The organism is Maribacter aquivivus (assembly GCF_900142175.1).
Classification (GTDB): domain Bacteria; phylum Bacteroidota; class Bacteroidia; order Flavobacteriales; family Flavobacteriaceae; genus Maribacter; species Maribacter aquivivus.
Map to the genome: position 1 here is coordinate 749118 of NZ_FQZX01000002.1, position 25323 is coordinate 774440.

Annotated in this window: 25 protein-coding genes; 11 read left to right on the forward strand and 14 right to left on the reverse strand. The window is 34.6% G+C overall.

Going from position 1 to position 25323, the window contains the following annotated elements:
- Window positions 1–87: 87 nt before the first annotated feature.
- The gene (locus tag BUC31_RS13820; protein WP_073245114.1) at window positions 88–921 is read right to left on the reverse strand and encodes an alpha/beta fold hydrolase; all 834 of its coding nucleotides are present in this window, start codon (window positions 919–921) and stop codon (window positions 88–90) included.
- A 127-nt stretch (window positions 922–1048) separates the two neighbouring features.
- On the opposite strand from BUC31_RS13820, the gene BUC31_RS13825 reads away from it, so the two are divergent.
- The 5 genes from BUC31_RS13825 to BUC31_RS13845 all read left to right on the forward strand — a co-directional run bounded on the left by BUC31_RS13825 (window position 1049) and on the right by BUC31_RS13845 (window position 4444).
- A complete protein-coding gene (locus tag BUC31_RS13825) occupies window positions 1049–1657 on the forward strand; it encodes an FMN-binding negative transcriptional regulator (protein ID WP_073245117.1) in 609 nt (202 codons plus the stop codon).
- Between the two features lie 103 nt (window positions 1658–1760).
- A complete protein-coding gene (locus BUC31_RS13830) occupies window positions 1761–2255 on the forward strand; it encodes a CIA30 family protein (RefSeq protein ID WP_073245120.1) in 495 nt (164 codons plus the stop codon).
- A 107-nt stretch (window positions 2256–2362) separates the two neighbouring features.
- Window positions 2363–2851, forward strand: coding sequence for a DoxX family protein (locus BUC31_RS13835; protein WP_073245122.1), 489 nt, complete (start codon window positions 2363–2365; stop codon window positions 2849–2851).
- 156 nt (window positions 2852–3007) lie between these two features.
- Window positions 3008–3427, forward strand: a complete 420-nt coding sequence (locus BUC31_RS13840) for a DUF2141 domain-containing protein (protein ID WP_073245125.1) — start codon at window positions 3008–3010, stop codon at window positions 3425–3427.
- 81 nt (window positions 3428–3508) lie between these two features.
- Window positions 3509–4444 carry a LysR substrate-binding domain-containing protein gene (locus BUC31_RS13845; protein WP_073245128.1) on the forward strand — a complete coding sequence of 312 codons (936 nt, stop codon included), beginning with the start codon at window positions 3509–3511 and terminating at the stop codon, window positions 4442–4444.
- A gap of 3 nt (window positions 4445–4447) precedes the next feature.
- Here the strand turns inward: BUC31_RS13845 and BUC31_RS13850 are convergent, their stop codons facing one another.
- Both BUC31_RS13850 and BUC31_RS13855 read right to left on the reverse strand, forming a co-directional pair.
- Entirely contained in the window at window positions 4448–4867 is a 420-nt protein-coding gene (locus tag BUC31_RS13850) for a hypothetical protein (protein WP_073245132.1), read from the reverse strand.
- 75 nt (window positions 4868–4942) lie between these two features.
- Complete coding sequence (locus BUC31_RS13855) at window positions 4943–5140, reverse strand: hypothetical protein (RefSeq protein ID WP_073245134.1); 198 nt, start codon at window positions 5138–5140, stop codon at window positions 4943–4945.
- A 143-nt stretch (window positions 5141–5283) separates the two neighbouring features.
- Here BUC31_RS13855 and BUC31_RS13860 point away from each other — a divergent pair, with 143 nt between their 5' ends.
- Window positions 5284–6552 carry a D-alanyl-D-alanine carboxypeptidase/D-alanyl-D-alanine-endopeptidase gene (locus BUC31_RS13860; RefSeq protein ID WP_073245137.1) on the forward strand — a complete coding sequence of 423 codons (1269 nt, stop codon included), beginning with the start codon at window positions 5284–5286 and terminating at the stop codon, window positions 6550–6552.
- Here the strand turns inward: BUC31_RS13860 and BUC31_RS13865 are convergent, their stop codons facing one another.
- Window positions 6553–7053: a peptide-methionine (S)-S-oxide reductase gene (locus BUC31_RS13865; protein WP_073245140.1), complete on the reverse strand. Its 501-nt coding sequence runs from the start codon at window positions 7051–7053 to the stop codon at window positions 6553–6555.
- A 24-nt stretch (window positions 7054–7077) separates the two neighbouring features.
- A complete protein-coding gene (nudK, locus tag BUC31_RS13870; RefSeq protein ID WP_073245143.1) occupies window positions 7078–7659 on the reverse strand; it encodes a GDP-mannose pyrophosphatase NudK in 582 nt (193 codons plus the stop codon).
- A gap of 182 nt (window positions 7660–7841) precedes the next feature.
- On the opposite strand from nudK, the gene BUC31_RS13875 reads away from it, so the two are divergent.
- Entirely contained in the window at window positions 7842–9410 is a 1569-nt protein-coding gene (locus BUC31_RS13875) for a M81 family metallopeptidase (RefSeq protein ID WP_073245144.1), read from the forward strand.
- Here the strand turns inward: BUC31_RS13875 and BUC31_RS13880 are convergent, their stop codons facing one another.
- The 9 genes from BUC31_RS13880 to BUC31_RS13920 form a co-directional block, all read right to left on the reverse strand.
- Window positions 9411–10064 carry a DUF2461 domain-containing protein gene (locus BUC31_RS13880; protein ID WP_073245147.1) on the reverse strand — a complete coding sequence of 218 codons (654 nt, stop codon included), beginning with the start codon at window positions 10062–10064 and terminating at the stop codon, window positions 9411–9413.
- A gap of 271 nt (window positions 10065–10335) precedes the next feature.
- On the reverse strand, window positions 10336–11391 hold the full coding sequence (locus BUC31_RS13885; protein WP_073245150.1) for a class I SAM-dependent methyltransferase: 1056 nt from the start codon (window positions 11389–11391) through the stop codon (window positions 10336–10338).
- Window positions 11392–11667: 276 nt separating this feature from the next.
- Window positions 11668–12831, reverse strand: a complete 1164-nt coding sequence (locus BUC31_RS13890) for an acetyltransferase domain-containing protein (protein WP_073245152.1) — start codon at window positions 12829–12831, stop codon at window positions 11668–11670.
- A gap of 23 nt (window positions 12832–12854) precedes the next feature.
- Window positions 12855–14174 carry a Kelch repeat-containing protein gene (locus BUC31_RS13895; RefSeq protein ID WP_170861963.1) on the reverse strand — a complete coding sequence of 440 codons (1320 nt, stop codon included), beginning with the start codon at window positions 14172–14174 and terminating at the stop codon, window positions 12855–12857.
- A gap of 130 nt (window positions 14175–14304) precedes the next feature.
- A complete protein-coding gene (locus tag BUC31_RS20330; protein ID WP_073245158.1) occupies window positions 14305–14988 on the reverse strand; it encodes a collagen-like protein in 684 nt (227 codons plus the stop codon).
- A 161-nt stretch (window positions 14989–15149) separates the two neighbouring features.
- Complete coding sequence (locus tag BUC31_RS13905; protein ID WP_084135046.1) at window positions 15150–19181, reverse strand: hybrid sensor histidine kinase/response regulator; 4032 nt, start codon at window positions 19179–19181, stop codon at window positions 15150–15152.
- Window positions 19182–19590: 409 nt separating this feature from the next.
- On the reverse strand, window positions 19591–20388 hold the full coding sequence (locus BUC31_RS13910; protein WP_073245163.1) for a TIGR00266 family protein: 798 nt from the start codon (window positions 20386–20388) through the stop codon (window positions 19591–19593).
- 62 nt (window positions 20389–20450) lie between these two features.
- The gene (locus BUC31_RS13915; protein WP_073245166.1) at window positions 20451–21002 is read right to left on the reverse strand and encodes a hypothetical protein; all 552 of its coding nucleotides are present in this window, start codon (window positions 21000–21002) and stop codon (window positions 20451–20453) included.
- Window positions 20975–21433 carry a DUF4442 domain-containing protein gene (locus BUC31_RS13920; RefSeq protein WP_073245170.1) on the reverse strand — a complete coding sequence of 153 codons (459 nt, stop codon included), beginning with the start codon at window positions 21431–21433 and terminating at the stop codon, window positions 20975–20977. The genes BUC31_RS13915 and BUC31_RS13920 overlap by 28 nt, the downstream gene beginning before the upstream one ends.
- Before the next feature lie 194 nt (window positions 21434–21627).
- Between BUC31_RS13920 and BUC31_RS13925 the strand changes: the two genes are divergently transcribed.
- From BUC31_RS13925 to BUC31_RS13940, 4 genes are all read left to right on the forward strand, one after another.
- Window positions 21628–22110 (forward strand): DUF4870 domain-containing protein, encoded by a 483-nt coding sequence (locus tag BUC31_RS13925; RefSeq protein WP_073245173.1) that lies wholly within the window; start codon window positions 21628–21630, stop codon window positions 22108–22110.
- A 182-nt stretch (window positions 22111–22292) separates the two neighbouring features.
- Window positions 22293–22628: a PadR family transcriptional regulator gene (locus BUC31_RS13930; protein ID WP_073245975.1), complete on the forward strand. Its 336-nt coding sequence runs from the start codon at window positions 22293–22295 to the stop codon at window positions 22626–22628.
- A 2-nt stretch (window positions 22629–22630) separates the two neighbouring features.
- Window positions 22631–24421 (forward strand): PspC domain-containing protein, encoded by a 1791-nt coding sequence (locus tag BUC31_RS13935; protein WP_073245176.1) that lies wholly within the window; start codon window positions 22631–22633, stop codon window positions 24419–24421.
- A gap of 113 nt (window positions 24422–24534) precedes the next feature.
- Entirely contained in the window at window positions 24535–25266 is a 732-nt protein-coding gene (locus BUC31_RS13940; RefSeq protein ID WP_073245178.1) for a head GIN domain-containing protein, read from the forward strand.
- Window positions 25267–25323: the final 57 nt, after the last annotated feature.

The following is a 25323-nucleotide window of genomic DNA, read 5'->3' on the forward strand; positions in this document are numbered from 1 at the left end:
ATAGTCAATAGTGCTACTCGACTAGCATATTAAAAAAATCCCGATTGTATAATACAATCGGGATTTTTCATTTGATAAAGCTTCTACTTATTTCTTCAAAAAGGAAATCAATATTTCATTCAATTCCTCTGCGTGCGTAACATTGAGTCCATGAGGAGCTCCTTTGATTACCTCTAACGTACTGTATTTAATACCCTCATGAGCTTGTTTTGCTGATGTTTCAAAAGGCACCGTGGCATCGGCATCGCCATGCACTATTAACGTTGATACGGTTACGTTTTTTAGCTCAGGTCTAAAATCGGTATGCATCCAAGCTAACGCTGCTTGTATGGTTGCTCTAGGCGATGCAAATGAGGCAATATTAAAATCATAGTCTAGTTGTGCCTGACTTATTCGTTTTCCCTTATTTTCATCAAAATTATAGAATCCTTTACTGAACTCTTTCAAGAAACCAACCCTATCTTTTTGTAGCATATCTATAATACCATCTAAAGCATCTTCAGGTACTCCCGCAGGGTTATCTGATTTTTGCTTTACTAGTGGAATTATTGAACTAATCAATGCTGCTTTAGCAATTCTACTAGAACCATAGTCAGTTAAATAACGTACTACTTCTCCTCCTCCCATTGAAAAACCAACTATGATAGCCTCCTTCAAATCTAATTCTTCTATAATCGCATTTAAATCACTCGCTAATGCAGAATAATCATAAGAATTCCATGGTGAAGATGATGTCCCAAATCCTCTACGGTCGTAAGATATACAGCGATAACCTTCTTCCACAATTTTCCATACTTGTTGCTCCCAAGATTTACGACTTAATGGCCACCCATGAATTAAAATCACCGGTTGTCCGCTTCCGTAATCTTCGTAAAATATATCTACTTGTTCTTTTGCTTTTGTATTTGTTATAAAGGGCATATTCTCGTTTTAAAATTCACCTACAAGATAAATAGTATCTCTTTAATTATGTAACACGAAACATTAAATTATTGGTTCTAAAACCATTTGTTGAAAACGGCTATATTTACATAGAAAACCAGACCACATGTTTATACCTGAGCACTATAAAAATAATGACATTAAAGAAATTCACGACTTTTTAAAAAACAATAGTTTTGGTATACTGATAAATACTATTGAAGGAAAACCTTGGGGTACCCACATTCCACTAGAACTATCAAAGAATTCTGACGATAAAGATATTTTAGTAGGTCATATTGCCAAAGCAAACTTGCAAAGTAAAAACCTGGTAGATGGCGATGAAGTACTCTGTATTTTTAATGGTCCGCATAGCTATATTTCATCATCATGGTATCAGCAAGAAGAGGTGCCTACTTGGAACTACATTGCCGTTCATGTATATGGTACCGTAAAAATTCAAACAGCAGAGGAGTTACTTACCTCTTTACATGCACTAGTTAATAAATACGAGCAAAAATCTGAACAGCCTATCTCATTAGATAATATGTCTAAAAAAACCATGGGTCAAGTTAATGGTATTATAGGGTTTGAAATTTTAGTGAATGATATACAAGCTGTAAACAAACTTTCGCAAGGCAGAAGTCATGATCACCCTAAAATTATTTCTGAACTTGAAAAACAAGGCGCTCCTGAAAAAGCGGTAGCAGATGAGATGAAAAAACGGATGACTTAATTGTTTCTCATATCAGTTAAAATAAATTTGGTTAGAGTGTTTGCTTTACCTTCTTTACCCCTAATTTTAATCGCATTAGCATACCCTATAGATACTTTATATTATGAGCGAATTAAAATCTGTTTTTGAATTCAATAAAAAGTCCAACATTAAAGAATGGCAAATTGTCAATGATGATGTTATGGGCGGTTTATCAATGGGGCTTATACAAATTAACCCACAAGGAAACGGTGTATTTAGCGGTCACGTTTCATTAGAAAATAACGGAGGTTTTTGTCTTGTAAGACATGATTTAGAACGAATTGCAGTAGATACTTTTTCAGCTTTTGTAATACGATTAAAAGGAGATGGCAAAAAATATGCTTTTAGATGTAAATCTGGCGAGCATCAACGTCATACTTATAGCTATGACTTTAAATCTAGTAAAGAATGTCAAACCATTGAAATACCCTTTAAACAAATGGAACCTGTATTTAGAGGTGAAGAATTAAAACTGCCGAATTACCATGGCGATTATCTTGCGCAAATTGCCATCATTATTAAGAATGGTATTGAAGAAGACTTTACACTTGAAATTGAACGTATCTATTTAAAATAACTTCAAATTCTATTTAAATTAATAAATTTTAAAATTCTAAACATTGATATTTGTCATTTTTGGAAACCACCATTTTATTTAAGTTTAAATAACCAAAAATCAAAACAATGTACCACCAACTTCTTCCTTTTAAAAAGTTGATTATCCCTTTTAGGATAGATGCATTAATGCCGAATATCCTAGTACTAATACCTAGATTAATTACCGGATACTTACTTGCTTTTGTTTTTGCCGTTAATAAATTTGGAACACCTTGGACTCCTAAATCAGCAGGACTCGGATTTTTAGAGGTATCGGATTGGTTTGTTGATTTAGTGAAACAATTCGGCCTACCATTTTCTTACATGCCCGAACTCTTCGCTTGGTCAGTAGGGTTTACTGAAGCACTAGGTGGTATTTTACTGATCTTAGGATTAAATACTAGAATAACGGCCTTCTTTGTTACCGTAACTATGTTTACTACCATACTATTTAGACCTTGGGATAATTCTTGGAGTATTATGCCCACATTTACCTTTTTCTGTTTAGGTCTCTTCTTCATGGGATTCGGATCAGGTAAATTCGGTCTCGATTATTTCATTACCAAAAGAAGATAACATCCCTGTATACCTCTAAAACTATAAACTTTACTACACTATCATTGATCTTTTACAATTCAGTAATACATTTCTACAATTGAGTTAGTTCCTTTTTCCAAAAGCATATTCATAAGACATCTTTGAAGTATCAATTAATCTTTAAAACCTTATAAAATGAAAAAGTTACTATTTACTATTACTGTATTTGCAATGTCATTTACTATGAACGCTCAAGAAAAAGAAGGCATTACACTAACTGTTGTAATAGAAAACGTTCTGAACAATGAAGGGCACGTATTAAGTGCATTACATAACGAAGACACTTTTATGAAAGCTGAAGGACTTGAAACTAGCCATGATAAAGCAGAAGCTGGCGAATTAATTTTAACCTTTGAGAACATAGAACCTGGTGATTATGCGTTTTCTGTTCTACATGATGCAAACGATAATAACCGTATGGATTTTGCCACCAATGGCATGCCTACCGAAGATTATGCCATGAGCGGTGAATCTTTACCAATGGGTCCGCCAACCTTTAGTGATGCAAAATTCACTATCGAAAAAGAAGATATGCAATTGACCCTTCGATTTTAGAGGTTAATTAACTTCTCTATCAGTATTGTCAATAGGTTATAATAATGGTTTTTAGTAATTTTATAGCCTTATACTATATACATGACCATTACCCAATTACAATACGTACTTGCTGTTGCTGAATACAAAAATTTTACACTCGCTGCCGAGAAGAGTTTCGTAACGCAGCCAACGTTAAGCATGCAAGTTCAAAAGCTTGAAGATGAATTAGATATACTTCTTTTTGATCGTAGCAAAAAACCAATTACTATTACCGAAGTCGGTAAAAAAATTGTGGCTCAAGCAAAAAATATTGTAAATGAGGCGGCACGTATTAAAGATATCGTAGAGCAAGAAAAAGGATATATAGGTGGGGATTATGTATTGGGTATTATCCCTACCATAATGCCTACTTTGTTACCGATGTTTTTGAAGAATTTTATACAGAAATATCCGAAGGTAAATCTGATTATTAAAGAACAAAATACTGAGAGTTTAATTAAGAATATTGAAGACGGTCACATCGACGCTGCTATTGCCGCAACACCGTTAGAGGTTGATTTTATAACCGAAAGACCTTTGTATTACGAACCATTTGTTGGGTATGTACCTCAAGATCATCGTTTAGGAAATAGTACCCAGATTACGCCCGATGATTTAGATATTGAGGATATATTACTACTTCAAGACGGACACTGTTTTAGAGAAGGTGTTCTAAATCTTTGTAAAACACCTAAAATTGGGGGTGACCATTTTAGCTTACAAAGTGGAAGTTTTGAAACCCTTATCAATCTTTCTAACGAAGGCTTAGGCATGACGCTTCTACCCTATTTAAATACGTTGGAACTTGACGATGTAAAAAAGAAAAACTTGAAGTACTTTAAAGAACCTTCGCCTGCACGTGAAGTAAGTCTTATCTACCACAAAAAAGAACTAAAAGTACAGATTACAGAAGCTTTAAGAGATGTTATTACAGGTATTGTTCGTGGTGCAATCGCTTTTCAAGATGTAAAGATTATAAGTCCGCTACATAAGTAATGCCTATTGTTTTTTAAAACGATACATACACCCCTCTATACATATAGCAGGGTACGATGGTGATAACGTTAATCTTGTTTTATTTTCATTAAAATCAGCGCTATACCCTAAAGTATCTTTCTTGCTTTCTGTTATAAAGTATAAATAAAGCTCATCTTCTTTAATTTCGTACAATCCGTTATCCAGTAGACTTCTATTGAAATCGGTTCTTTCATAATTACCCAATTCATCGAAAAAATAGCGATAGCCTTCTTCAACGTCTTTCCAATCTGTGGCACCACCGGGACTAACATATGATTCTACCAACAACCACTCACCTACCAGGCTAGTATCGTCAACAGGTGTGTCATCAAATGGCATGTCATCATTTTGACATTGCATTAAGAATAACAAAAATATCGCAACTGTAAATTTAATAGCCATAGTGTCTTTTAATGTAAGATGTAAATAAAGCTATAGGTTGCGTAAAAAAAAAGAGCCACTTTACGTGGCTCTCTATTATGCTTTTAAATAAATTAAACTTTGTTGTAATTCTGGCTTATCTGTTATAAAACTTTCTATCCAGATTTTTAATTCTTCTACCTCTTCAGGCAGTAACGTCGTTAAGGCTTTCTTTAATTCTTTGCAGAATAGCAAGGTATCAAAACTAACCTTTTTAAGTACTGTTTTACTATACTCTAGCATTGACTTAGACATTTAGTGTTAGATTAATAGGTTTGTTGTTGTATAAAGGTAAACAGAAATGCAGTGGTAATATTGTATACAAAAAGTTAAAGTAATTACTTACATGTTAAAGTTTTATCGCATTGATAAGTATCCAATTTTGTAATTTCGAATTCATGAAGAATTTTCTTTTTTTAACAGTCACCATTTTGTTGCTATCTGCCTGTAGTTCAAAGAAGTCATTGATTTCAAAATCTTTTGAAAGACAGTTATCATCTGCATTTTATCAAAATCAGTTTACGGGTGTTTTGGTTATTGATGCTGAAACGAAAGACACCATATATACCAATAACAGCCATAAGTATTTTACACCTGCTAGTAACACCAAAATTTTCACACTTTTTGCAGCGCTTAAAACCTTACCTGCTCAGATACCTGCTTTAAAATATGTAGAAGTAAATGATACTCTATATTTTGAAGGTACCGGTGATCCTTCGTTTTTGCATGGATATATAAAAGACTCAACGGCTTTAAAATTTCTTCAAAATCATAGCAATCTAGTTTTTGTATCGAACAACTTTCAAGATAAAAAATACGGACCAGGTTGGGCTTGGGACGATTACCAGTGGTATTATTCTGCCGAGAAAAGTGCCCTACCTATAAACGGTAATGTAGTGATGACGTATAAGAGTCCGGAACTTATGGTTTCTCCTTCTTATTTCAAGGATAGCGTTTTAGAATTGACGCATTTGAACCATAGAAATGAAACTTCTAATACGTTTTATTATCCACCAACAAAAAAGGATACGTTAGAAACTCCGTTTATCACGAGCAATCAGATTACACAATCAATTTTAGAGAATTTGCTTTCTAAAAAAATTGGTAATGTTTCCACTATGCCAACGGGAGAAAAACAAACGCTATATGGCCCGTATGCCGATTCACTTTACATTCGCATGATGCACGAGAGTGATAATTTTATTGCCGAACAGCTTTTACTGGTCTCAGCCGGAGTTCTAACAGATACCTTAAATGGGAAACTAACTAGGGATTATATTTTAGAAAACGAATTGAAAAATTTAAAACAAGAACCTAGATGGGTAGATGGATCAGGGCTCTCACGATACAATTTATTTACTCCGCAAAACATGGTCTCGGTTTTAGACCAATTATTTACACTAGTACCTCAAGAACGTTTATTTTCTATTTTCCCTGCCGGGGGATTATCGGGTACCTTAAAAAATAGGTATGCAGGAGATGAGGAACCTTATGTATTTGCTAAATCTGGAAGCCTAAGTAATAACTATTGCCTTAGCGGATACTTGGTCGCAAACTCAGGAAAAGTATTGATTTTCAGCTTTATGAACAATCACTTTAAACAATCTACATCAGAAGAACGAAATAGACTTGAACAAATGCTTCAAACGCTTAGAGATACCTATTAGTTATTGAACTATCGCTGACACATGTTTGGCATATTTCTCTTTTAACATTTTAATTTTAGGGGAAATATGTGTTCTACAAAAAGGTTTCTCCGTATCGTTAAAATAGTAATTATGGAAACGTTCTTCAGATGATTTAAATGCCCCAAATGGAAAAATGGCTGTTATTAGCGGAGTCTCAAAATCTTGTTGTAATTCTGTCATAATAGCCTTTAATACAAGCTCATCAGCCTGTTTAAAAAAATAAATACCTGAACGGTATTTATTCCGCATAGAATGATTTTTGGTACTTCTATGAGTGTCTAAGTGGATAGCTACTAAATCTTTCAACGCTATAACTGCAGCATTATAATGAACAATTACAGCCTCAGAAAAATCTGCTATATTTTCATTTGGAGCAATAAAGCCTTGTTCTACTTTCTCAACACCGTTAAGCGCCATAAACACAGCTTCAGTACACCAATGACATCCACCGCCAAATCCGACTTTAAAGACTTTATCCATATTAGAAGAGTCGGTTATCAAGCTTTAAACTAACGAATTCAACTTTGCATGCTGTAGCAGCATAATGGTTTTTGCATCTTTAATTTCTCCACTAGCCACCATCTTCATAGCTTCATTAAAATCTAGCTCCAAAACCTCAATATTCTCGGTTTCATCGTCTGCACCACCACCATCACTGACTTTCATACTTTCATCATACTCCCCCACAAAAAGATACACTATCTCGGTCACCGAACCGGGCGACATGTAGGTTTGAAATACCTTTTGTACGTTACTTATTTTATAGCCTGTTTCTTCTTCAGTTTCTTTACGTACACAATCAGCCGGGTTATCACCATCTAAAAGTCCGGCACATACCTCAATCATCATTCCGTCTTCATTACCATTCACATACGTCGGCATTCTAAATTGTCTGGTAAGTACAACAGTCTTCTTTTTAGAGTTATACAATAAAATAGCTGCACCATTACCTCTATCATAAGCTTCACGCTCTTGTTTTTCCCAAGTACCATCAGGTTTTTGATAGCTGAACGTATATTTATTTAGCGTATACCAATTATCAGAAAGTAGTTTTTTTTCTACGTCTTTTATGCTTCCGTTTTTCAATTGATTTGAATTTATAATTCGATTATAAAGATATAACTAGTACCGCCTAATTCATAACCTAATTGCTTATGTCCGCTATTCTTCTACGGTAATAGCTTTAAATCTGTTATCCAGCAAAAACTCTTGTTCTATAAAACTCTTTTTAGTTATCTTTTCAATACAAACTCTAAACTTCGACAACCTTGAAACCACTCTACCTCTTCGCCTTCTTACTTTTAATATGTACAACCTCTTGTAAAGATGATAAGACATCAGAAGAAAATAAAAAACTACCAAGAATTGCTATTGCAGGTTTAGGTATTGAAAGTAGCACCTTCTCACCTGCCCTTACTACTGAAGAAGCTTTTCACGCAAAAGTGGGAGATTCGGTTTTCTCTAGATATCCATTTTTACAAATAGATTCCCTAAACAGAAATAGAGCCGAATGGGTGCCTACGCTAGTTGGCAAGTCTTTACCTGGCGGAACTGTAACCCGCGAAGCTTACGAATCTTTAGTTACTAAAAGTTTGGATATGCTAAAGGAAAACATGCCATATGATGGACTCTTCTTTGATATTCACGGCGCAATGAGTGTTGTGGGGTTAGATGACCCAGAAGGCGATTTAATACAACGTATACGTGCTGTTATAGGTGATGATGTACTCATATCCACCTCTATGGACTTACATGGAAATGTATCTGAAAGATTAGCGAAGCATACAGATTTAATTACTTGCTATCGTATGGCTCCTCATGAAGATGCTATTGAATCTAAAAAGAGAGCGGTAACCAATTTAATTGACCGATTAGAAAGTGGTAAAGGAAAACCAGCCTACAAAGCGTGGGTTCCTGTTCCAATTCTATTACCAGGAGAAAAGACAAGCACACGTATTGAGCCAGGCAAAAGTTTATATGCCAAAATACCAGAGATTACGAAGCAAGACGGAGTTATTGATGCCGCCATTTGGATTGGGTATGCTTGGGCAGACGAACCACGTAATCATGCAGTTGTAATGGTAACCGGTGATGATAAAGAAAAAGTTGAAAAAGGTGCCGAAAAGTTAGCTCAAAGCTTTTGGGATGTTCGTAATGAATTTGAATTTGTAGCACCTACAACTACCTTAGATGAAAGCTTAAAACTCGCATTGGCAAGTGACAAAAAACCATATATGATTAGTGATATGGGCGACAACCCAACGGCTGGTGGTGCTGGTGATGTTACTTGGACATTGAAAGAGCTATTGGCAAGACCTGAATTTAAATCAACAAAAGGCAAATCTCTAATCTATGCATCTATACCTGGACCGGAATTTGTTGAAAAAGCAATGGAAATAGGTGTTGGTGGAAAAATTAAGGCGGAAGCTGGTGCTGCAGTAGATTATAGATTTGCCGGTCCTCTTTTGTTAGACGGAACTATTACTGCCATTAAAGAAGGTGATACCAATGCCGAAGTTGAAGTAGTCGTTAAGGTTGGAAATATTGATGTGATTGTCACCAAAAAACGTAAGCCATACCATCATTTAAGTGATTTTACAAACTTAGGATTAAACCCTAAAAATTCTGATGTTGTCGTCGTTAAAATAGGATATTTAGTCCCTGAATTATACGAAATGCGTGGCGATTGGACTATGGCGCTTACCCCTGGAGGAGTTGACCAAGATTTAAATAGATTAGGGTACAAAAGAATTAAAAGACCAATGTTTCCTTTGGATAGTTTGATGACTCAGCCAGATTTAAAAACTAGGTGGATACCTGCTGCAGATGCGAAATAATTAAACCGTAATCGCCTTATTCAAATAACGCCTAAAAGGAAGCATTTCTTTGTAGGCACTAACTAACTCGTCGTCAAAATTGCTCTTGATAGTTTCCTTAGTATCAAACTCATGAAAAACTGCAAAGGTTTTGTTTTTGAGTAATTCTATATACTTATGGTCTTTTGCAAAGCCTTTAGGTGCGTTTGTAAGTTTCGCATCTTCGAAAAGTCCGCCAAATCGTGTTTTAAAAGATTTTTTGTTCAATATTTTGACAAAGTCCTCACCGTCGTAATCAATAGCATCACGAACACTTCGTAATACTTTTGACTCAGGTCGCCATAATCCGCCTGCGAAAATGCAACGTTCTATTCCTAGTTCAAAATAAAAATCTGCAGTCTTTGGCTTCTTGTCAAATCCTGCACCGAAATGGTCTTTGTACACCGGTTTATTCGGGTGAAACATCAGATTATTATTAATACGGTTAATTCCTTTTTTACCGGGAGTATCATAGTATTCGTCATCAATAGCAGACAATCTAATATTCATACTATTAAGCCAAAAGATATATTCATCGCGTACTTGTTTATACCATTTTCTATTGGCATCCATCCATTCCTTTGAATTGTTTTTCTGCAATTCTTTGAGGAATTCTATTTGGTTTTTGAAGTTCATTATCAATTTGATTATTAACTATATTGACAGGATTAACACAAGAGAGATTTAAAATCATCCCTGTTTTACGCCAAATTAGCAAATAGAAATCAAAATAGCTTTAAAACTTCTTTGTTCCTTCAAAGGTTCAGTAAAAACCCATGTTCTCCTTTAAATTCAAAAAAATGTTCTATGATTCTGTATTTGTTTCTTGTTCAATACTTTACTTTTTATCGTTGAAGTCTACAAATAGAAAAAGACACTAAAACCCGAACTTTTTTACCGTCATTATTTAAGGTCTAGCTTCTAAAATCAAATTAAAAGGCGTTTCCACAGCGCTCTTGAATCTAGAAAAACCACCTTTGGTGATGACTTCTTTCAGTCTCTTTTCTCCGGCTTGTGCGCCTAATGCCAATCCTACTTCTTGATTTAGTGAACACGGTGTGCAAAGCATTGTTGAGAAAGCGTAAAAGGCTCTACCTACAGGATTCAAGTTTTCTTCTAAGGAATCTTTTGCAAAAGGCTCTACAATCATACAAGTACCATCAGGTTTTAAGGCTGCCTTGGTGTGTGCACATGCACCAACAGGATCTCCCATATCATGTAAGCAATCAAAATACGCGATAAAATCATAATCGTTACCTGGAAAATCTTTAGCTGTTGCCACTTCAAAAGATATATTAGATAAACCAGCCTCCTTAGCTCTTTCTTTTGCTTGTTCGATGGATGCTGCATGAAAATCAAATCCAATAAAAGAAGAATTAGGAAATGCTTTTGCCATTATTATGGTAGAAGCTGCATGTCCGCATCCAATATCAGCTACTTTGGCCCCTTTGTCTAATTTTTTGACAAGTCCTTCCATAGCTGGGAGCCAACTAGAAATTAGGTTTCCTTCGTAGGAAGGACTGAAAAATTTTTCTGTTCCGCAGAATAGGCAATTGTTATGGTCTCCCCAAGAAACTCCCTCCCCTGTTTTAAAAGCTTCTTCTATTTTTGGCTCATCGTGGTATACTGAAGCAATGGCATAAAAAGCTCCTGTCATAAAAACAGGACTTTTTCTGTTTCCAAAAACCATAGTTTGCTCTGGCGTCATAGAAAATGTTTGTGTATTGGCATGATATTGTACATAGCCAGATGCCGCTTGTGCCGATAACCATTCTCTCACATACCTTTCAGCGGTATTGGTTTTGGCAGCTAATTCATTAGATGATAAAGGGTCTGATTCTGATAGCGTAGTAAAAAGACCTAGCTTGTCTCCAATTGTAATTAATGGACCGTTAGCTGCAGCACCCATTTCAGTTACTACTTTACCTAGTAAAGCATGTAATTTTTCTTCATTTATTTCCATAAGATAGTATTTTAAATGGTTTATTTATATTGACAACATTGGTTGCCTATTGCAATTCGAATAGAGAAAACTGTTTGCTAAACAAGTTGACGGAAGTTGTATAATGTTAGCATAGCTCTGTACAATTTTAAAATATTGTCAACCAGATTTCTTTCACTATTTATTCATTTTCTAGCAGTATTAATGAATTACTATAATTCAACAACATTCTAGTGTTACAGAGTATATTTCCGTAAAAATTCATGTAAATAAAGGTTTCAGGGAAATAACCTATCATTACAAATAGCTTAGCCACCATTTATCGCGGTTGTTATTCTTATATTTCCAAAACCATATACATAAAGGGTAAAGTGTTAGTGTTATAGCTATCGCTAAAATGTATACCACTACCAGATTAAACCCAAAACCTTGAAGGCTTTTTGTTAAGCTTATAAATAATTCAATAACCATCAATCTTGGTGAAAACCCCATTATTGTTGCTATGATTAAAGCAACTAAGTGAATGACAAACAGGTGAACGACGTAAAAAAACAATGGCACACGACCAATGATAACAATAGCATGGTGAATACGACCTTTCCAATTCTCGACAAAGGCTAGTAAAAGTATAGAAGGACCTAATGTTATCAGTAAATATAACAACGATGGCGGATATTTAGAAACATTCATGAATGACAAAATCGTAGAAGTCAACAATTCAAAATTTGACCAACTATTCGGGTCACCATAAAAGTTTAATGCTCTAATAATAAAGAATAAACCTATTGCTGTTAAACCCAAGTAAATCAAATATTTCTTTCTAACTCTCGGGTCAAAATCTTGGGTATATAATACTCCAAAATGATAACCAAGGGGCATTACAAAAACCCAAGGTACAAGAGGGTAGAAAACCATTATCGCGAAGTATTTGGTAACTATCGGGGCTTGTAAGTGAAGAATAGTCCATAGTCCATTCCAAGTTTCAGGTTCAAATCCATCCAATGCATTATGTCCGAATATCACTATTAAACTAACTATAATCATCAGCCTTTTTGGGACATAAATAAATGCTGCTAAAAATATCATAGATACCCCAAGCACCCAAATTACTTGAAGTACATTCATAGCATAATCTAATTGAAACTGCCAGACGAATTGTACAATTGTTAATTCTAAAATAACAAGCCAAACGCCACGTTTAATCAGCCAAGTACTCAGTTCTTTCTTATTTTTTCTTCTTCCACTCAAATATGCAGAAGTACCCGCTAAAAAAACAAATACTGGTGCACAAAAATGAGTGATAAAACGGGTAATGAATAATGGAACGGTAGTCTGCGATATATCTGTAGGACTGAAAAAATAAGAATCGTAATGTAGAAATGCTCTTGTATGATCCAATGCCATTAACACCATAACAATGCCTCTTAATAAGTCAATTGATTCTATTCTATTATTTTTCATAAGATTCTAATTAATGGGCTATTCTAATCCATAGACCAGACATCATTTAAAAGAGCAGATCCAGTTGACCCACCAATTATCCATATTTTATTATTAAATGAGATAGGGGTATACTCTAATCTCCCGGTATACGGACCTTCTTTAATTACTTGTGTCCAAGTTTCACCATCAGCACTTTGCCATATATCATTAACTCGAGATGAGCCATCAAACCCACCTATGATCCACATTTTATCGTCAAAAACTACAGAAGTATGACCTTTTCTTCCTGAGAAAAGTGTGTTTGCATTAACCTGGTTCCATATTTTACCATCACTACTTTGCCAGGTATCGTTTAAGGGTGTATTGAAATTCTCTGCTCCCGCTCCATTTCCTCCTAAAATCCATATTTTATTATCGAAGACTAGGGTCGCAAAGCCAAACCTATCAGTAAAAGTTATTTGAGAATCGACACTAGTCCATGTTTCACCATCAGAACTTTGCCAAATAGTATTCATTGATTTGGCTGGACCAGATCCACTTCCTATGACCCATAATTTATTTTGAAAAGCTATTACTGATTGGTCATAACTTATATTAAATGGAAGTGCTCCGGTAACCAATGTCCAATTTTCGCCATCACTACTCTGCCAAATATCAGTTAATATATCTGAGCCATTATGACCGCCCATTACCCATATTTTATTATCAAAGACAACGGTAGAATGAAATCTTCTTTTATGAAAAGGTGCCTCTGCAGTAACTTGAGTCCACGTTTCACCATCTGTACTTTGCCAGATATCATTTAAATGTGAGAAACCATCATAGCCACCAATAACCCACATTTTATTATCAAAAACGACCGAGGTATGATCTCTTCTCTCTGAGAAAGCTGCACTTGCTGTTACTGGAGTTTCAGGGATGTGCAGATTTCTTGTCGTAAAACTGAAAGTCTCACTAGATGTTGTATTTCCTTCTGAATCAATCGCTACAACTTTCCAGAACAAGTCTTGGTTTAATGGTAATCTTTCTTCTAGGGTAAAATTGGTTTCGTTTATAGTATTTGCCAAGCTAGTAGTGGGGTTGCTATTTTCATCCACAAACAATTCATAGGATATAGAATCTCCATCAGGATCCACAGCTGCATTCCATAAAAAATTCGGCATTACATCTACGTCTGTTGCGCCATCTATAACAGCTATAAGCTCAAAGTCATCTGGAGCTTGATTGACTGTTTTATCTTGTTGATTAGGTGTTTCGCCTTCTTCTAAGATTACTTTATCATCATCATTTCTACAATTAATGAATGTTGAGGATAATGTGATAAATGAAAAAAGCACCAAATACATTTTATTTGTTTTCATCGTATTTGTTTTTGATTTTATAATAAATCGGTAAGAGTTTGGGAAATTATTTTCATTAGACATTTATAATACTACCCTGAAAGATTTTACAGCACTACCTGAGTAGTATTTTATGCTAACAATTCCTTTTTTATTTTTCTAAATCAAAATGAGTAATCAATTCATCATGTGACATTTCACTAAAGTCATTGCTGTTTTTAGCAGAATTTACAGGAGAAGATGGAGAAGAAATAGAGGAAGCCGGAATTACAAATATTTTGAATTCTTCAAAAGTTACTTCTGTCAAATATGGATCTAGAGTTCCTAAATCATATAGATTTACAATATAATCAGAACTTGGACCACCAGACAGAACAGCAGTGCTTCCCTCTATAATTACCCTTGTTTCAAATAAAGTAGGTTCACCTATTCCAGGAACGGGTACCCACCTTTTTTTAGTTACAAAAGAATTTCCAGCGTTGGGTGTTTGAAAAATCTCAGCATAAAACCCTAAAACTAAACTCTCGTTTAATTCATTTAGTGATACACCGTCCATTGGGTAGGTAACACTACCCGTAGTAATGGTTTCTGACCCATATTCTAATAGTTGAACATCTGCATTACCATCTTCGCCATCTATACCATCGACTCCATCTGATCCATCAACTCCGTCAGCACCATCAGCACCATCAACTCCGTCGAGACCATCTGAACCAGTTTCACCTTGAGTACCAGCGGGACCAACAGCTCCATCTTCACCGTCTTTAGCACAAGAGGTAATTGTTAATGATAAAATGATTAATACGTAGGTAAAAAGTTTCATTGTAGTTTTCATAATGTTTGTTTTAATTATTATGATACAATGATATTGTGCATTAATAAAAAGGACTTGTACAATTAATTCAAATAGTAGTAGTATTGGTTCATTGACAAAAAAAAGCAAGCACTATTATTGCATTTTATGCAATAATAAAATATCAAATAACTGAATATCAATTATTTATGAATACTACTTGGAGAAATTCCAAATTCGTCTTTAAAAGCTCTACTGAACCAAGAAGGGTCGTTAAAACCAACCTCATAGGCAATTTCGGAGATTGTTTTATTAGTGGTTTCAATTAATTCTTTAGCTTTTTGTAGTCGAATAGATCGAATAAAAACTGCTGTAGATTTATCGGTAATTGCTTTTAATTTTCTGTAGATTTGAGACTCACTTAAATGAATTTCTTTAGCTAATTGAGATGTTCCAAAATCAGCATCATCCAAATTATCATGAATGACTTTTATTACGTGTTGTAAAAATTTGGTTTGAGGATTTTCTATTTTATTCTTGACTAGAGCTGCAAATCCATGTTTTTCTAATTTACCAATCAATTTTTTGCGTACCAAAATTAATTGATCCAAACGTGTAAATAGTTCCTCTTTTATAAAAGGCTTTCCCAAATAGGCATCGGCACCATGGGTTAGCCCAGTAAGTCGATCTGCTGTAGTAACCTTTGCGGTTAAAAGTATTATAGGAATATGATCTGTACGTTCATCTGTCTTTAAGGTTGCACAAACTTCATAACCATCCTTGCCAGGCATCATTACATCACTTATAATGATATCAGGTATTTTTTCGTAGGCCATTTCTATACCAATATTACCATTATTGGCATGCAAGGTTTGGTATTTTCCTTTTAAACATGTTTTTAAATAGTGGGCCACATCGTCATTATCTTCAATGATTAATGCCAAGGGTAATGTAGAGGTCTCATCTAAAAAAGACGGAATCGTTTTGGCAATTAAAGTAGTTTTGTTAAGTGACGGTTCAACAGTTATTTTAGCGTCAGCTGTTTTAATCGCTTTATTCGTTACAGGTAATTGTACGATAAAGGTACTCCCCTTACCAATGGTGCTCTCTACCGCTATGGTTCCTTTCATTAATTCCACAAATTCATTAGCTAAAGAAAGACCTATACCTGTACCCTGTTGCTTGCGTGAAGATTCATTTTCAACCTGATAGAAACGGTCAAATAAATGCGCGATGTCATCTTCTGCCAACCCTAAACCGTTGTCCTGTACTTTTAATTGAAAAAACTCAATCTCTTTACTTTTGATTTTGTTAAGGTGAACAATAATTTTACCATGTGCTGGGGTAAATTTTATTGCATTTGAAAGTAAATTAGAAATAATGGAGGCTACTTTGTTTACATCAATATCCATCTCCAAAGAATCAATTTCTGAGTAAATGGTGAGGTTGATATTTTTAGACTGCGCCAAGGAATGAAAACTTTCACTCAAATATTTCACAAACGGAATGGCATCGGTCTGTACCAGATTCAACTCCATAGAACCACTTTCTACTTTTGCCAAATCAAGCATTTCATTGACCAATTGTAACAAGTTTTTACCATTTCTGCGAATCATTTCCAAAGAATTTTCAGCCCCTTCAAAACTCTCTTCTTTAACTTTGGATTTTAAAGTGTCAGCCATACCGAGAATAACTGTCAGCGGTGTTCGAAATTCATGGGTGATATTTGAATATAGCTTTGTTTTTGCCTCGTTCAATAATTCGAGTTGTTCTGTTTGATGGCTTAAAAGTTCATTTTTTTGTCGTATTTCTTGAGTGCGTTTATTAATGGTGTTTTCTAATCTTATATTTTTTTTCTGTAATTCATTAGATCTCCATTTAGAGTATAGCCCAACAATGCCAATTGTTCCTAAAACATAAACTACATAAGCCCACCATGTTCTATACCAGGGGGGTAAAACAGCAAAAGAATAATTATCTTCAGTACTTATATGATTAAAGACATTCTTCGAACGAACCTTAAAGCTATAGTCTCCTTCAGAAATATTAGTATAATCTTTTTTGGTTTCCGACGTCCATTCTGACCAATCTTCATCAAAACCTTCTAGTATATATTGGAATTGGTTTTTAGACTCGTCATCAAAACTAGTACTGGAATACTCAAATCTAAGTGCGTTTTCTTTGAATTTAAGGGAAGGAGGTTTTACTTCTGTTCTAGCTCCTCCATATAATAAAGAATCTTTTAAAAATGTTACTTTTCTAATAAGGGTTTTGAAGTTTTTAGAACTTTCTGTACCAACATCTAAATCATGTCTGATAATACCTCCGCTTCCTCCATACCAGACGACATTATTATCTTCGGGAAAATGAGCGACTCCAACATCTTGAGTAATTCTTTCATCAAAATTTTTTTGTATCATATAATTACCATCCTTTGTTTTTATCGCCTTTATTCTTGATCTTCTTTTATCATCTTTCTTTATTTGGGCGAACATCCATAAATTTCCCTTTTTGTCTTCTCTTTTTAATGAGATTTCTCCTGGTAGTTTTAAAAGTTCGTTAATACTGGAATCTCGGATAATGCTATCGTTTTGTTTATTATAACTATACACATCATGGTCTATATTGAAGAGTACCTTATCCTTTATGAATCTAAGAAACAAGATACCTTCGGGTAGTTCCTCGTTTGCTTTAAAATGTTTTACAACAGGTTGCTGCTTGCCTAAATTAGTAGTCACCTTCCAGACACCGTCATTTTGAGATTCTAACCATAGATTTCCATCGCTATCTTCAACAATTTCTCTTATATCATCTACAATTCCATTGATTTTTCCATCGTTTTGCCATTTCCCATTCTTGTAAATAATTGACGCTAAACCGTCAATTAAGCCTACATAAATACGTTTTGGATTTTTCTTTGACCGAAATAGCGCACCGCTTTGTAAATCAATTTGTTGAACAAGTTTATGGTTTACAAAAACGAATAATCCAGCTCTGGTACCAGCGAACAAGGTGTCCTTTGATATGAGGAATTCAATAGCCTGCTTTGAGGAAATTTTGGTGGAGGAAACCGATGGTCCTACGTTTTTAAACAATTTATGACCTTCAATACTGTCCTCCTCTAGTCTTAAAACTCCATTGTAGTTAGCGGCATATATTTTACCGTTGTATAAAATAATGCCATTTACATATCCTTCGATACCTTTTCTGTCATCAAAAATTGAATACGGAGATTGAAGTTCAATACGGGAAACACCTTTATTAGTCGCAGCCCAAACACCTTTTTGTTGGTCTTCAAATAAACGAAAAATTGCATTGTCTTGTAACCCAAGATCCTTATTCACCGCCTGTACTATATTTCCGTCTTGATCAATGGTTATGATTCCATTTTTTATAGTCCCAATAACATAATTTCCATTCCTGAGTTTAAGTATTCTACGGGCTAACCATTTTTCTAAAAATATTGAGGTATTAAGATTTAAGGGTTCTATTTTTCCTTTATTTGTCACAAAAAGTCCTTGCCCATAAGTTAAGAGCAACAGCTCATTATTTTTGTACAAGGCAACATCCGTAATTGCCTTAATCCCTGCGGTTGAAGCATTGAATATCTCTTGAGAATCATTTGCACTTATTTTTATAAGCTCTACTTTGTTTTTTACAACAAAAACATTCTCGCCTATTTTTTTACATAAATTAAATCCTGAAGGAGCGTCGTGAATTAAAAAGGCATTGTTTTTCCATTCAAATATTTTTTTTTCGGATCTGAAGTAGACAATGTTATTATGCGCGCTAATATCTTCTATTTGCTGAAAATTCTTATCCTCTAAATCTTCCTTTAAAGAAGTGAATTTTAACAAGCCTGAATTGTCAGGTTCTAAATATCCTAATTCATTGTACCCTCCCACATATATTCTATTGTTCTCATCTATAGCCATCGCTCTTGCGACTCCAAAATTGGGTAATTGAATAGTTCTCCAAGAGGTACCGTCATATTCTAGAATACCTTCGTTATTGCCGATATAGATTATTCCCTCTTTACTTTGAAGAATGTCCCAGTTCTGCGATGCACCTTTGTATTGATCTGAAGAATAGTTTTGAATATATGGCAATCCAATTTCAGAAACCTGTTGGGAATAAACACAGTGAAAAGTAACGTTTAAAACAAGCGACAGTAGAAATAATAGCTTAAAGCGATTTTTTGAGTAAATGGAATATAAGATTTGAGTTTCCTCCATTTTTCACTTGGTTTTTAGAAAAATTGGTCCATTTGCACTCCAAATGAAATTAGAATTAGCAAAAAACAGTTCTAAATTTGAATTTTCGCTTTCATAACGAATTTAGTAAAGTACCTTCCCAAAACTTAATGTAACTGTACCATAAGTGATAATCCAAGTTTTGTTAGCTAATTATTATGTGTAGACTGTAAATCAATAGCGTATGATAATATAATTAATAGCATTCTTTAAACAATAGTTTTAATAATTTGTATTGGTTGTTTATTCCTTACAATGAACCGAATAATACATCCTATAAAAAGACCCTTTTAAACCAATACAAATTATTAAAACCAACGTTATAGGCAAGATTTGTTATTGTTCTTTTCCATTTCCCAAACGTATTAATAAGAACAAACAATAGTAATAATTAAAATCTATTATCCCCACCAACAATATCACCAAGTGTACCTAGAATACTACCTTCTCCTTTATCTTTTCCACCTCTTGGTATTGAAGCTAGTACTCTACCTGCAAGACGACTGAATGGTAGTGATTGAATATATACGGTACCTGGTCCGCGTAGGGTTGCAAAGAACAATCCTTCTCCGCCGAAGACAGTATTTCTAATTCCGCCAACGAATTCAATATCGTAATCTACTTCTTTTGTAAAACCTACTATACAGCCCGTATCTACTTTTAAGACTTCTCCGGGTGCCAATGTCTTTTTTGCCAGTGTACCACCTGCATGAATAAAAGTCATGCCATCACCTTCTAATTTTTGCATGATAAAACCTTCGCCACCAAATAGTCCGCGACCAAGTTTTTTAGAAAACTCAATACCAACGGATACTCCTTGTGCTGCACATAAAAAGGCATCTTTCTGGCAGATAAAACGACCGCCCATTTCAGAAAGGTCAATTGGTAGAATTTTACCTGGATAAGGAGAAGCAAAACTCACTTTCTTTTTACCCTGACCTATGTTTAAAAATGCAGTCATGAACAAACTCTCGCCAGTAAGCATACGTTTACCTGCAGAAAAAATTTTACCTAAAACGCTATTATCTTGATTACTTCCATCACCGAAAATAGTATTCATTTTAATATCGGTATCCATCATCATAAAGCTACCAGCTTCGGCAACAACTGCCTCTTGAGGATCAAGCTCTATTTCAACGTATTGCATTTCTTCTCCAAAAATCTCGTAATCTATTTCGTGTGCGTTCATTTGTATATTATTTTTGATTGATGTCTATAAGTTGCTAGAAGTAGACGATTTGTTACATCAAATCAATTATTTTTTGAAAGAGATTTCAAAAACTGTTCTGATTTTTGCGAGCCAATAAGGTATTTTTCACCATTAGTCAGTGTCATAGCTACTCCTTCTTTACCCTTTACATTATAGACAGTACCGTACTTCTTAGTTTTTCTGATACCATAACCTACAAAATCATAATTAACGATCTCTTGTTCTACTATTTCACTTAAATCAATGACTTTATTAAAAAATAAAAGATGACCAATTTTTATTTCATTATTTGATACGACAACCTTAAGTTTAGATAATGCCAAAAATAATATGGTCCCTACATAAATTAAAAAGCAGATAAATTGAATAATGGATACTTTACCCGATATCCAAGATACACTTACATTTTCTAAATCAACGGGAGAAAAACCGCCAAACATATATAGTATAACACCAATAATATTAAAAACTGCTAAAATTATTGGCGCCAATATAATCAACCACAACCACCATTGCGTAAATTTTTGAGTTTCCTTAAACTGTACCCCTGCTTTCATTCTAATTATTATTTCTGCTTCAACCTCACCGTCCATTCAAACTTAAAGGTGCTTACCACTACCCCATCTGTATTTACTCCCACAGATTTCATCCAAACGGTTTGTCCTTCTCCGGTAGCAATCGTTTTATCTAAAGCTTCTTTAATTAAGTGTCCGTCTTCACAAGTAAATGTAATTCTACCTGTGGCTTTCTTTGAAAAATTAGCTGTGTTATTCGCTACCAGCATGGAAATTTTCTTACCCGATGCTTCAATTTGATCTATCATTAAAGCCCCTGTCGTCAATTCTGCGGCCATACCTTGTACTGCCCAAAACATAGAATTAAACGGATTCTGATTGAACCATCTGTGCTTTACCGTTACTATTGAACGGTTTTTATCTAACTCTCTTAAACGTACCCCGCACCACCATGCTGACGGTAGTTTAAAAAATGAGAACATGTTGATTTTACTAGCTGTTACCGCCATATTATCTTATAATTTTTATAAAAATAGCCATTATTAATAGCATACTAAAATGTTAATATATTGTTAAATATTAGTACTATGCGTTACATAGTACCTTTTTTTAGACATATATTTGCATAGGAAGTTAATAGGTAATCAAAGTAATTGGCTTTTACATAGTATTATAATCAATCATCATCACCAACGAATCAATCATGACAGAATCAGTAACAAAACACGAAAGAAACCTCTCTGCATTAATACATGCAAGTACGTTTTCTAAATTCTTTTTTCCGTTCGGGAACTTCATCATTCCTCTAGTATTATGGACGGCAAGTAAAAAAGAATATGAATTTGTAGATCACAACGGTAAACAAGCGCTGAATTTTCAAATTAGCATACTCCTCTACTCTATTCTTGTAGGTATGGTTAGTATCCCTTTTTTCTTAGGGGGCTTTCTTCCTAATATTTTTGACTTTGATCATTTCAGCTTTTCAAATATTCACAGTTTCAATAACATCAATTTTAACTTTGATTCTGATGATTTTTTTGGTCCGTGGATGATACCCGTTGCATTACTAGGTCTAGCACAATCTGCTTTATTTATTATCAATATAGTATATACCATATTAGCTACTATAAAAACAAATGAAGGTGAAGTTTTTGAATATCCCTTCACTATAAAATTTATAAAATAGAATCATCAGTTTACATTATATATCGGGTATTCATCACACCCTAAAGAGTTTATTAATCAATCAAAAATCAATCAGGATGTTTATTCATCAAACAAAAAACGAACAGTTAATCTATGCAGACAACAGACACAATGGAGCAATCCCCTCCGAAAGAGGGACTGCATAAAAAGCAAAAAGAGATTATGAATGTAGAAAATACAAAAGCACAAATGCGCAAAGGGGTTTTGGAGTATTGCATCCTGTCCATTTTAAATGGGCATGATAAATATGCTTCTGAAATCTTAGGAACGCTAAAAGATGCAAAAATGCTTGTAGTAGAAGGTACTATCTACCCGCTACTTACCAGATTAAAGAATGCAGGTCTTCTAAACTACCGTTGGGAAGAATCTACTTCTGGACCGCCACGAAAATATTACACCCTAACCGAAACCGGTAAACTTTTTCTTAAAGAATTAGATACCACTTGGGACGAATTAAGAAAAGCCACCAACCTGGTAACCAACTCAAAAAACAGCTAATCATGAACAAAACAGTAAATATAAATTTAGCAAACATGCTCTTCCATATAGACGAAGAGGCATACAATATAATGCGTAGGTATTTAGAATCTGTAAAACGTTCTTTTGCCAACACACCGGGCAGTGATGAAATCATTGCAGATATAGAAGCTCGTATAGCTGAACTTTTTCATGACAAATTAGAGAATGAAAGACAGGTTATTACTCAAAAAGAAGTAGATGAAGTTATCGCCATTATGGGGCAACCTGAAGATTATATGGTAGATGAAGACATCTTTGAAGATGAACCTAGAGCAAAGACTGCTTCAACCAAAGAAAGAGTAAAGAAATTATATAGAGATACCGAAAAGAAATATGTTGCCGGTGTATCTTCTGGTTTAGCGCATTACTTTGGTATTGATCCGTTATGGATTCGTTTACTTTGGATTTTCTTAACCATTTTCACTTGGGGTGGATTCATCTTTATCTATGGTTTACTTTGGATCCTTATTCCTGAAGCGAAAACTACTGCCCAAAAATTAGATATGAGCGGCGAGACAGTGAACATCAGCAATATTGAGCGTAAAGTTAAAGAGGGTTTTGATGACGTAGCGGATCGTGTAAAAAGTGTTGACTATGAAAAAGTAGGTGACACCGTCAAAAAAGGAGGTAAAACGATTTTTGACACCTTTGGTGATATCGTAATGTTCCTTTTCAAAATTTTCGGCAAATTCATTGGTATTCTTTTAGTTATCATTGGTGCCACTACATTGATAGGTCTTTTTGTAGGCATGTTTACCGTTGGTATTTTAGATATCATTCATGTACCTGGTATTGATTTCTATAATGTAGTCAACTCTACCAACTTACCAATCTGGGTGGTATCGTTATTAGCATTTTTTGCCATTGGCATTCCGTTTTTCTTCTTAATGTACTTAGGATTAAAAATATTGGTAAACAACTTAAAGTCAATTGGTACCGTTGCTAAATTCTCATTATTAGGATTATGGCTGATCTCAATTATATGTTTGGTCGTCTTTGGTATTAGAGAAGCGGCAGCACATGCATACACAGGTAGTACTTCTGTAGAAAATGAAATAACTTCTATTATGCCTTCAGATACTTTAAATATTAGGTTAGTGTCTACAGATGAGTATGATTATGAAAAGGACATGCATATGGGAGATACCTTTATTTCTTATGACGAAGCCGGTAATAAGGTTTTGGTTTCTGATGATGTTAGATTCCGTATTCGTAAGTCTAAAGACACCTTGGTTCGTGTTCAAATTAGAAAAGAGGCTGACGGACCGTCGAATAGAGAAGCAAAAGATATTGCTAGTCAAATCATCTATGAATACGAAGTAAACGGCAATACTATCTCTTTTGATGATTATTTGACCACACAGGGACCTAAGTTTAAAGATCAAGAGGTACGTGTAAATATTTTCTTGCCAGTAGGTACCATTTTAACTTATGACCAGACTAATTCTAGAGATTGGATTACGACTGTTAATACAGACAGAGATGTGGAAGGTCTAGAGGGCTATATCTGGAAAATGACTGAAAACGGAGAGCTTGAATGCCAAGATTGTCCTGATTTTATTGAGATGGAAGATGAAGATGATACTGGTTCTAATCGCATCAACATCAATGAAAATGGCATAGATATCAACATTAATGATAATGGCGATAAAGGTAAAATCATTATCAACGAGAACGGAATTGACATTGACGTAAATGATAACGGAGAATCGTTTAAAATGAAGTTAGATGAAAATGGCGTAAAAGTGAATACCAACGATAGTATCAACTAATTACAATTCAGACATCTTAAACAACAGTTCAGTATTTATAAATAGAAAAGGAGTTAAAAAACAATCATTTTTACATCATCATAAAACAATAATCAATCAAAAAACGAACAATCATGACAACATTAGTAAGAATAACAGTAGCACTTGTTTTAGCCCTATTACTTTCATCTTGTGGCTTTGATATTAACTTTGGAGATTTTGGATCCGGTGAAAAAGGCAACGGCGTAGTTGTTGAAGAAACCAGAGAGATTACCGGTGAATTTACAGAAGTATCTGCTTCTGAAGGTTTAGAGGTATTTGTTACCCAAGGCGCAGACTTTGATATTGCAGTTGAAGCAGATGAGAATATCATTGACTTAATTGGAACTGATATTAAAAACGGGAAATTAAAAATTCACTGTATCGAAAACATTGGTCGCTCTACTAAAAAGATATATGTAACAATGCCAAACGTTACCGGTATGTATGCTTCAAGCGGTTCTCATCTTACTACTGAAAATCTAATTCAGTCAGATAAATTAGAAGTAGATGCAAGTAGCGGTGCCATTATCAATGCTAACGTACACGCTACCAATATAGATATCGATGCTAGTAGCGGTGCAAATATTACTTTAGAAGGCGTTGCCAAAGAAGTATATGTTGATGCCAGTAGCGGTGCAAATATTAAAGCGAACGACTTAACTACTTTAGTAGCCACTGCAGATGCCAGTAGTGGTGCAAATATAAGTATCGATGTTACCAATGATTTAACCGCAGAGGCTTCTAGTGGTGGTAATATATCATACAAAGGTGATCCATCGGTACAGAAGAACAAATCAGTATCGGGCAGTGTACATAAGTACTAAAATATTCCTCAATCAATTCAACTTTGAAACCCACTGAAATATCAGTGGGTTTTCATT

Bases quoted from the DNA above. Each gene is read 5' to 3' on its own strand.
- BUC31_RS13820 (WP_073245114.1), bottom strand. From the start codon at position 921: ATGCCCTTTATAACAAATACAAAAGCAAAAGAACAAGTAGATATATTT.
- BUC31_RS13825 (WP_073245117.1), top strand. From the start codon at position 1,049: ATGTTTATACCTGAGCACTATAAAAATAATGACATTAAAGAAATTCAC.
- BUC31_RS13830 (WP_073245120.1), top strand. From the start codon at position 1,761: ATGAGCGAATTAAAATCTGTTTTTGAATTCAATAAAAAGTCCAACATT.
- BUC31_RS13835 (WP_073245122.1), top strand. From the start codon at position 2,363: ATGTACCACCAACTTCTTCCTTTTAAAAAGTTGATTATCCCTTTTAGG.
- BUC31_RS13840 (WP_073245125.1), top strand. From the start codon at position 3,008: ATGAAAAAGTTACTATTTACTATTACTGTATTTGCAATGTCATTTACT.
- BUC31_RS13845 (WP_073245128.1), top strand. From the start codon at position 3,509: ATGACCATTACCCAATTACAATACGTACTTGCTGTTGCTGAATACAAA.
- BUC31_RS13850 (WP_073245132.1), bottom strand. From the start codon at position 4,867: ATGGCTATTAAATTTACAGTTGCGATATTTTTGTTATTCTTAATGCAA.
- BUC31_RS13855 (WP_073245134.1), bottom strand. From the start codon at position 5,140: ATGTCTAAGTCAATGCTAGAGTATAGTAAAACAGTACTTAAAAAGGTT.
- BUC31_RS13860 (WP_073245137.1), top strand. From the start codon at position 5,284: ATGAAGAATTTTCTTTTTTTAACAGTCACCATTTTGTTGCTATCTGCC.
- BUC31_RS13865 (WP_073245140.1), bottom strand. From the start codon at position 7,053: ATGGATAAAGTCTTTAAAGTCGGATTTGGCGGTGGATGTCATTGGTGT.
- BUC31_RS13880 (WP_073245147.1), bottom strand. From the start codon at position 10,064: ATGAACTTCAAAAACCAAATAGAATTCCTCAAAGAATTGCAGAAAAAC.
- BUC31_RS13885 (WP_073245150.1), bottom strand. From the start codon at position 11,391: ATGGAAATAAATGAAGAAAAATTACATGCTTTACTAGGTAAAGTAGTA.
- BUC31_RS13890 (WP_073245152.1), bottom strand. From the start codon at position 12,831: ATGAAAAATAATAGAATAGAATCAATTGACTTATTAAGAGGCATTGTT.
- BUC31_RS13895 (WP_170861963.1), bottom strand. From the start codon at position 14,174: ATGAAAACAAATAAAATGTATTTGGTGCTTTTTTCATTTATCACATTA.
- BUC31_RS20330 (WP_073245158.1), bottom strand. From the start codon at position 14,988: ATGAAAACTACAATGAAACTTTTTACCTACGTATTAATCATTTTATCA.
- BUC31_RS13905 (WP_084135046.1), bottom strand. From the start codon at position 19,181: ATGGAGGAAACTCAAATCTTATATTCCATTTACTCAAAAAATCGCTTT.
- BUC31_RS13910 (WP_073245163.1), bottom strand. From the start codon at position 20,388: ATGAACGCACACGAAATAGATTACGAGATTTTTGGAGAAGAAATGCAA.
- BUC31_RS13915 (WP_073245166.1), bottom strand. From the start codon at position 21,002: ATGGACGGTGAGGTTGAAGCAGAAATAATAATTAGAATGAAAGCAGGG.
- BUC31_RS13920 (WP_073245170.1), bottom strand. From the start codon at position 21,433: ATGGCGGTAACAGCTAGTAAAATCAACATGTTCTCATTTTTTAAACTA.
- BUC31_RS13925 (WP_073245173.1), top strand. From the start codon at position 21,628: ATGACAGAATCAGTAACAAAACACGAAAGAAACCTCTCTGCATTAATA.
- BUC31_RS13930 (WP_073245975.1), top strand. From the start codon at position 22,293: ATGAATGTAGAAAATACAAAAGCACAAATGCGCAAAGGGGTTTTGGAG.
- BUC31_RS13935 (WP_073245176.1), top strand. From the start codon at position 22,631: ATGAACAAAACAGTAAATATAAATTTAGCAAACATGCTCTTCCATATA.
- BUC31_RS13940 (WP_073245178.1), top strand. From the start codon at position 24,535: ATGACAACATTAGTAAGAATAACAGTAGCACTTGTTTTAGCCCTATTA.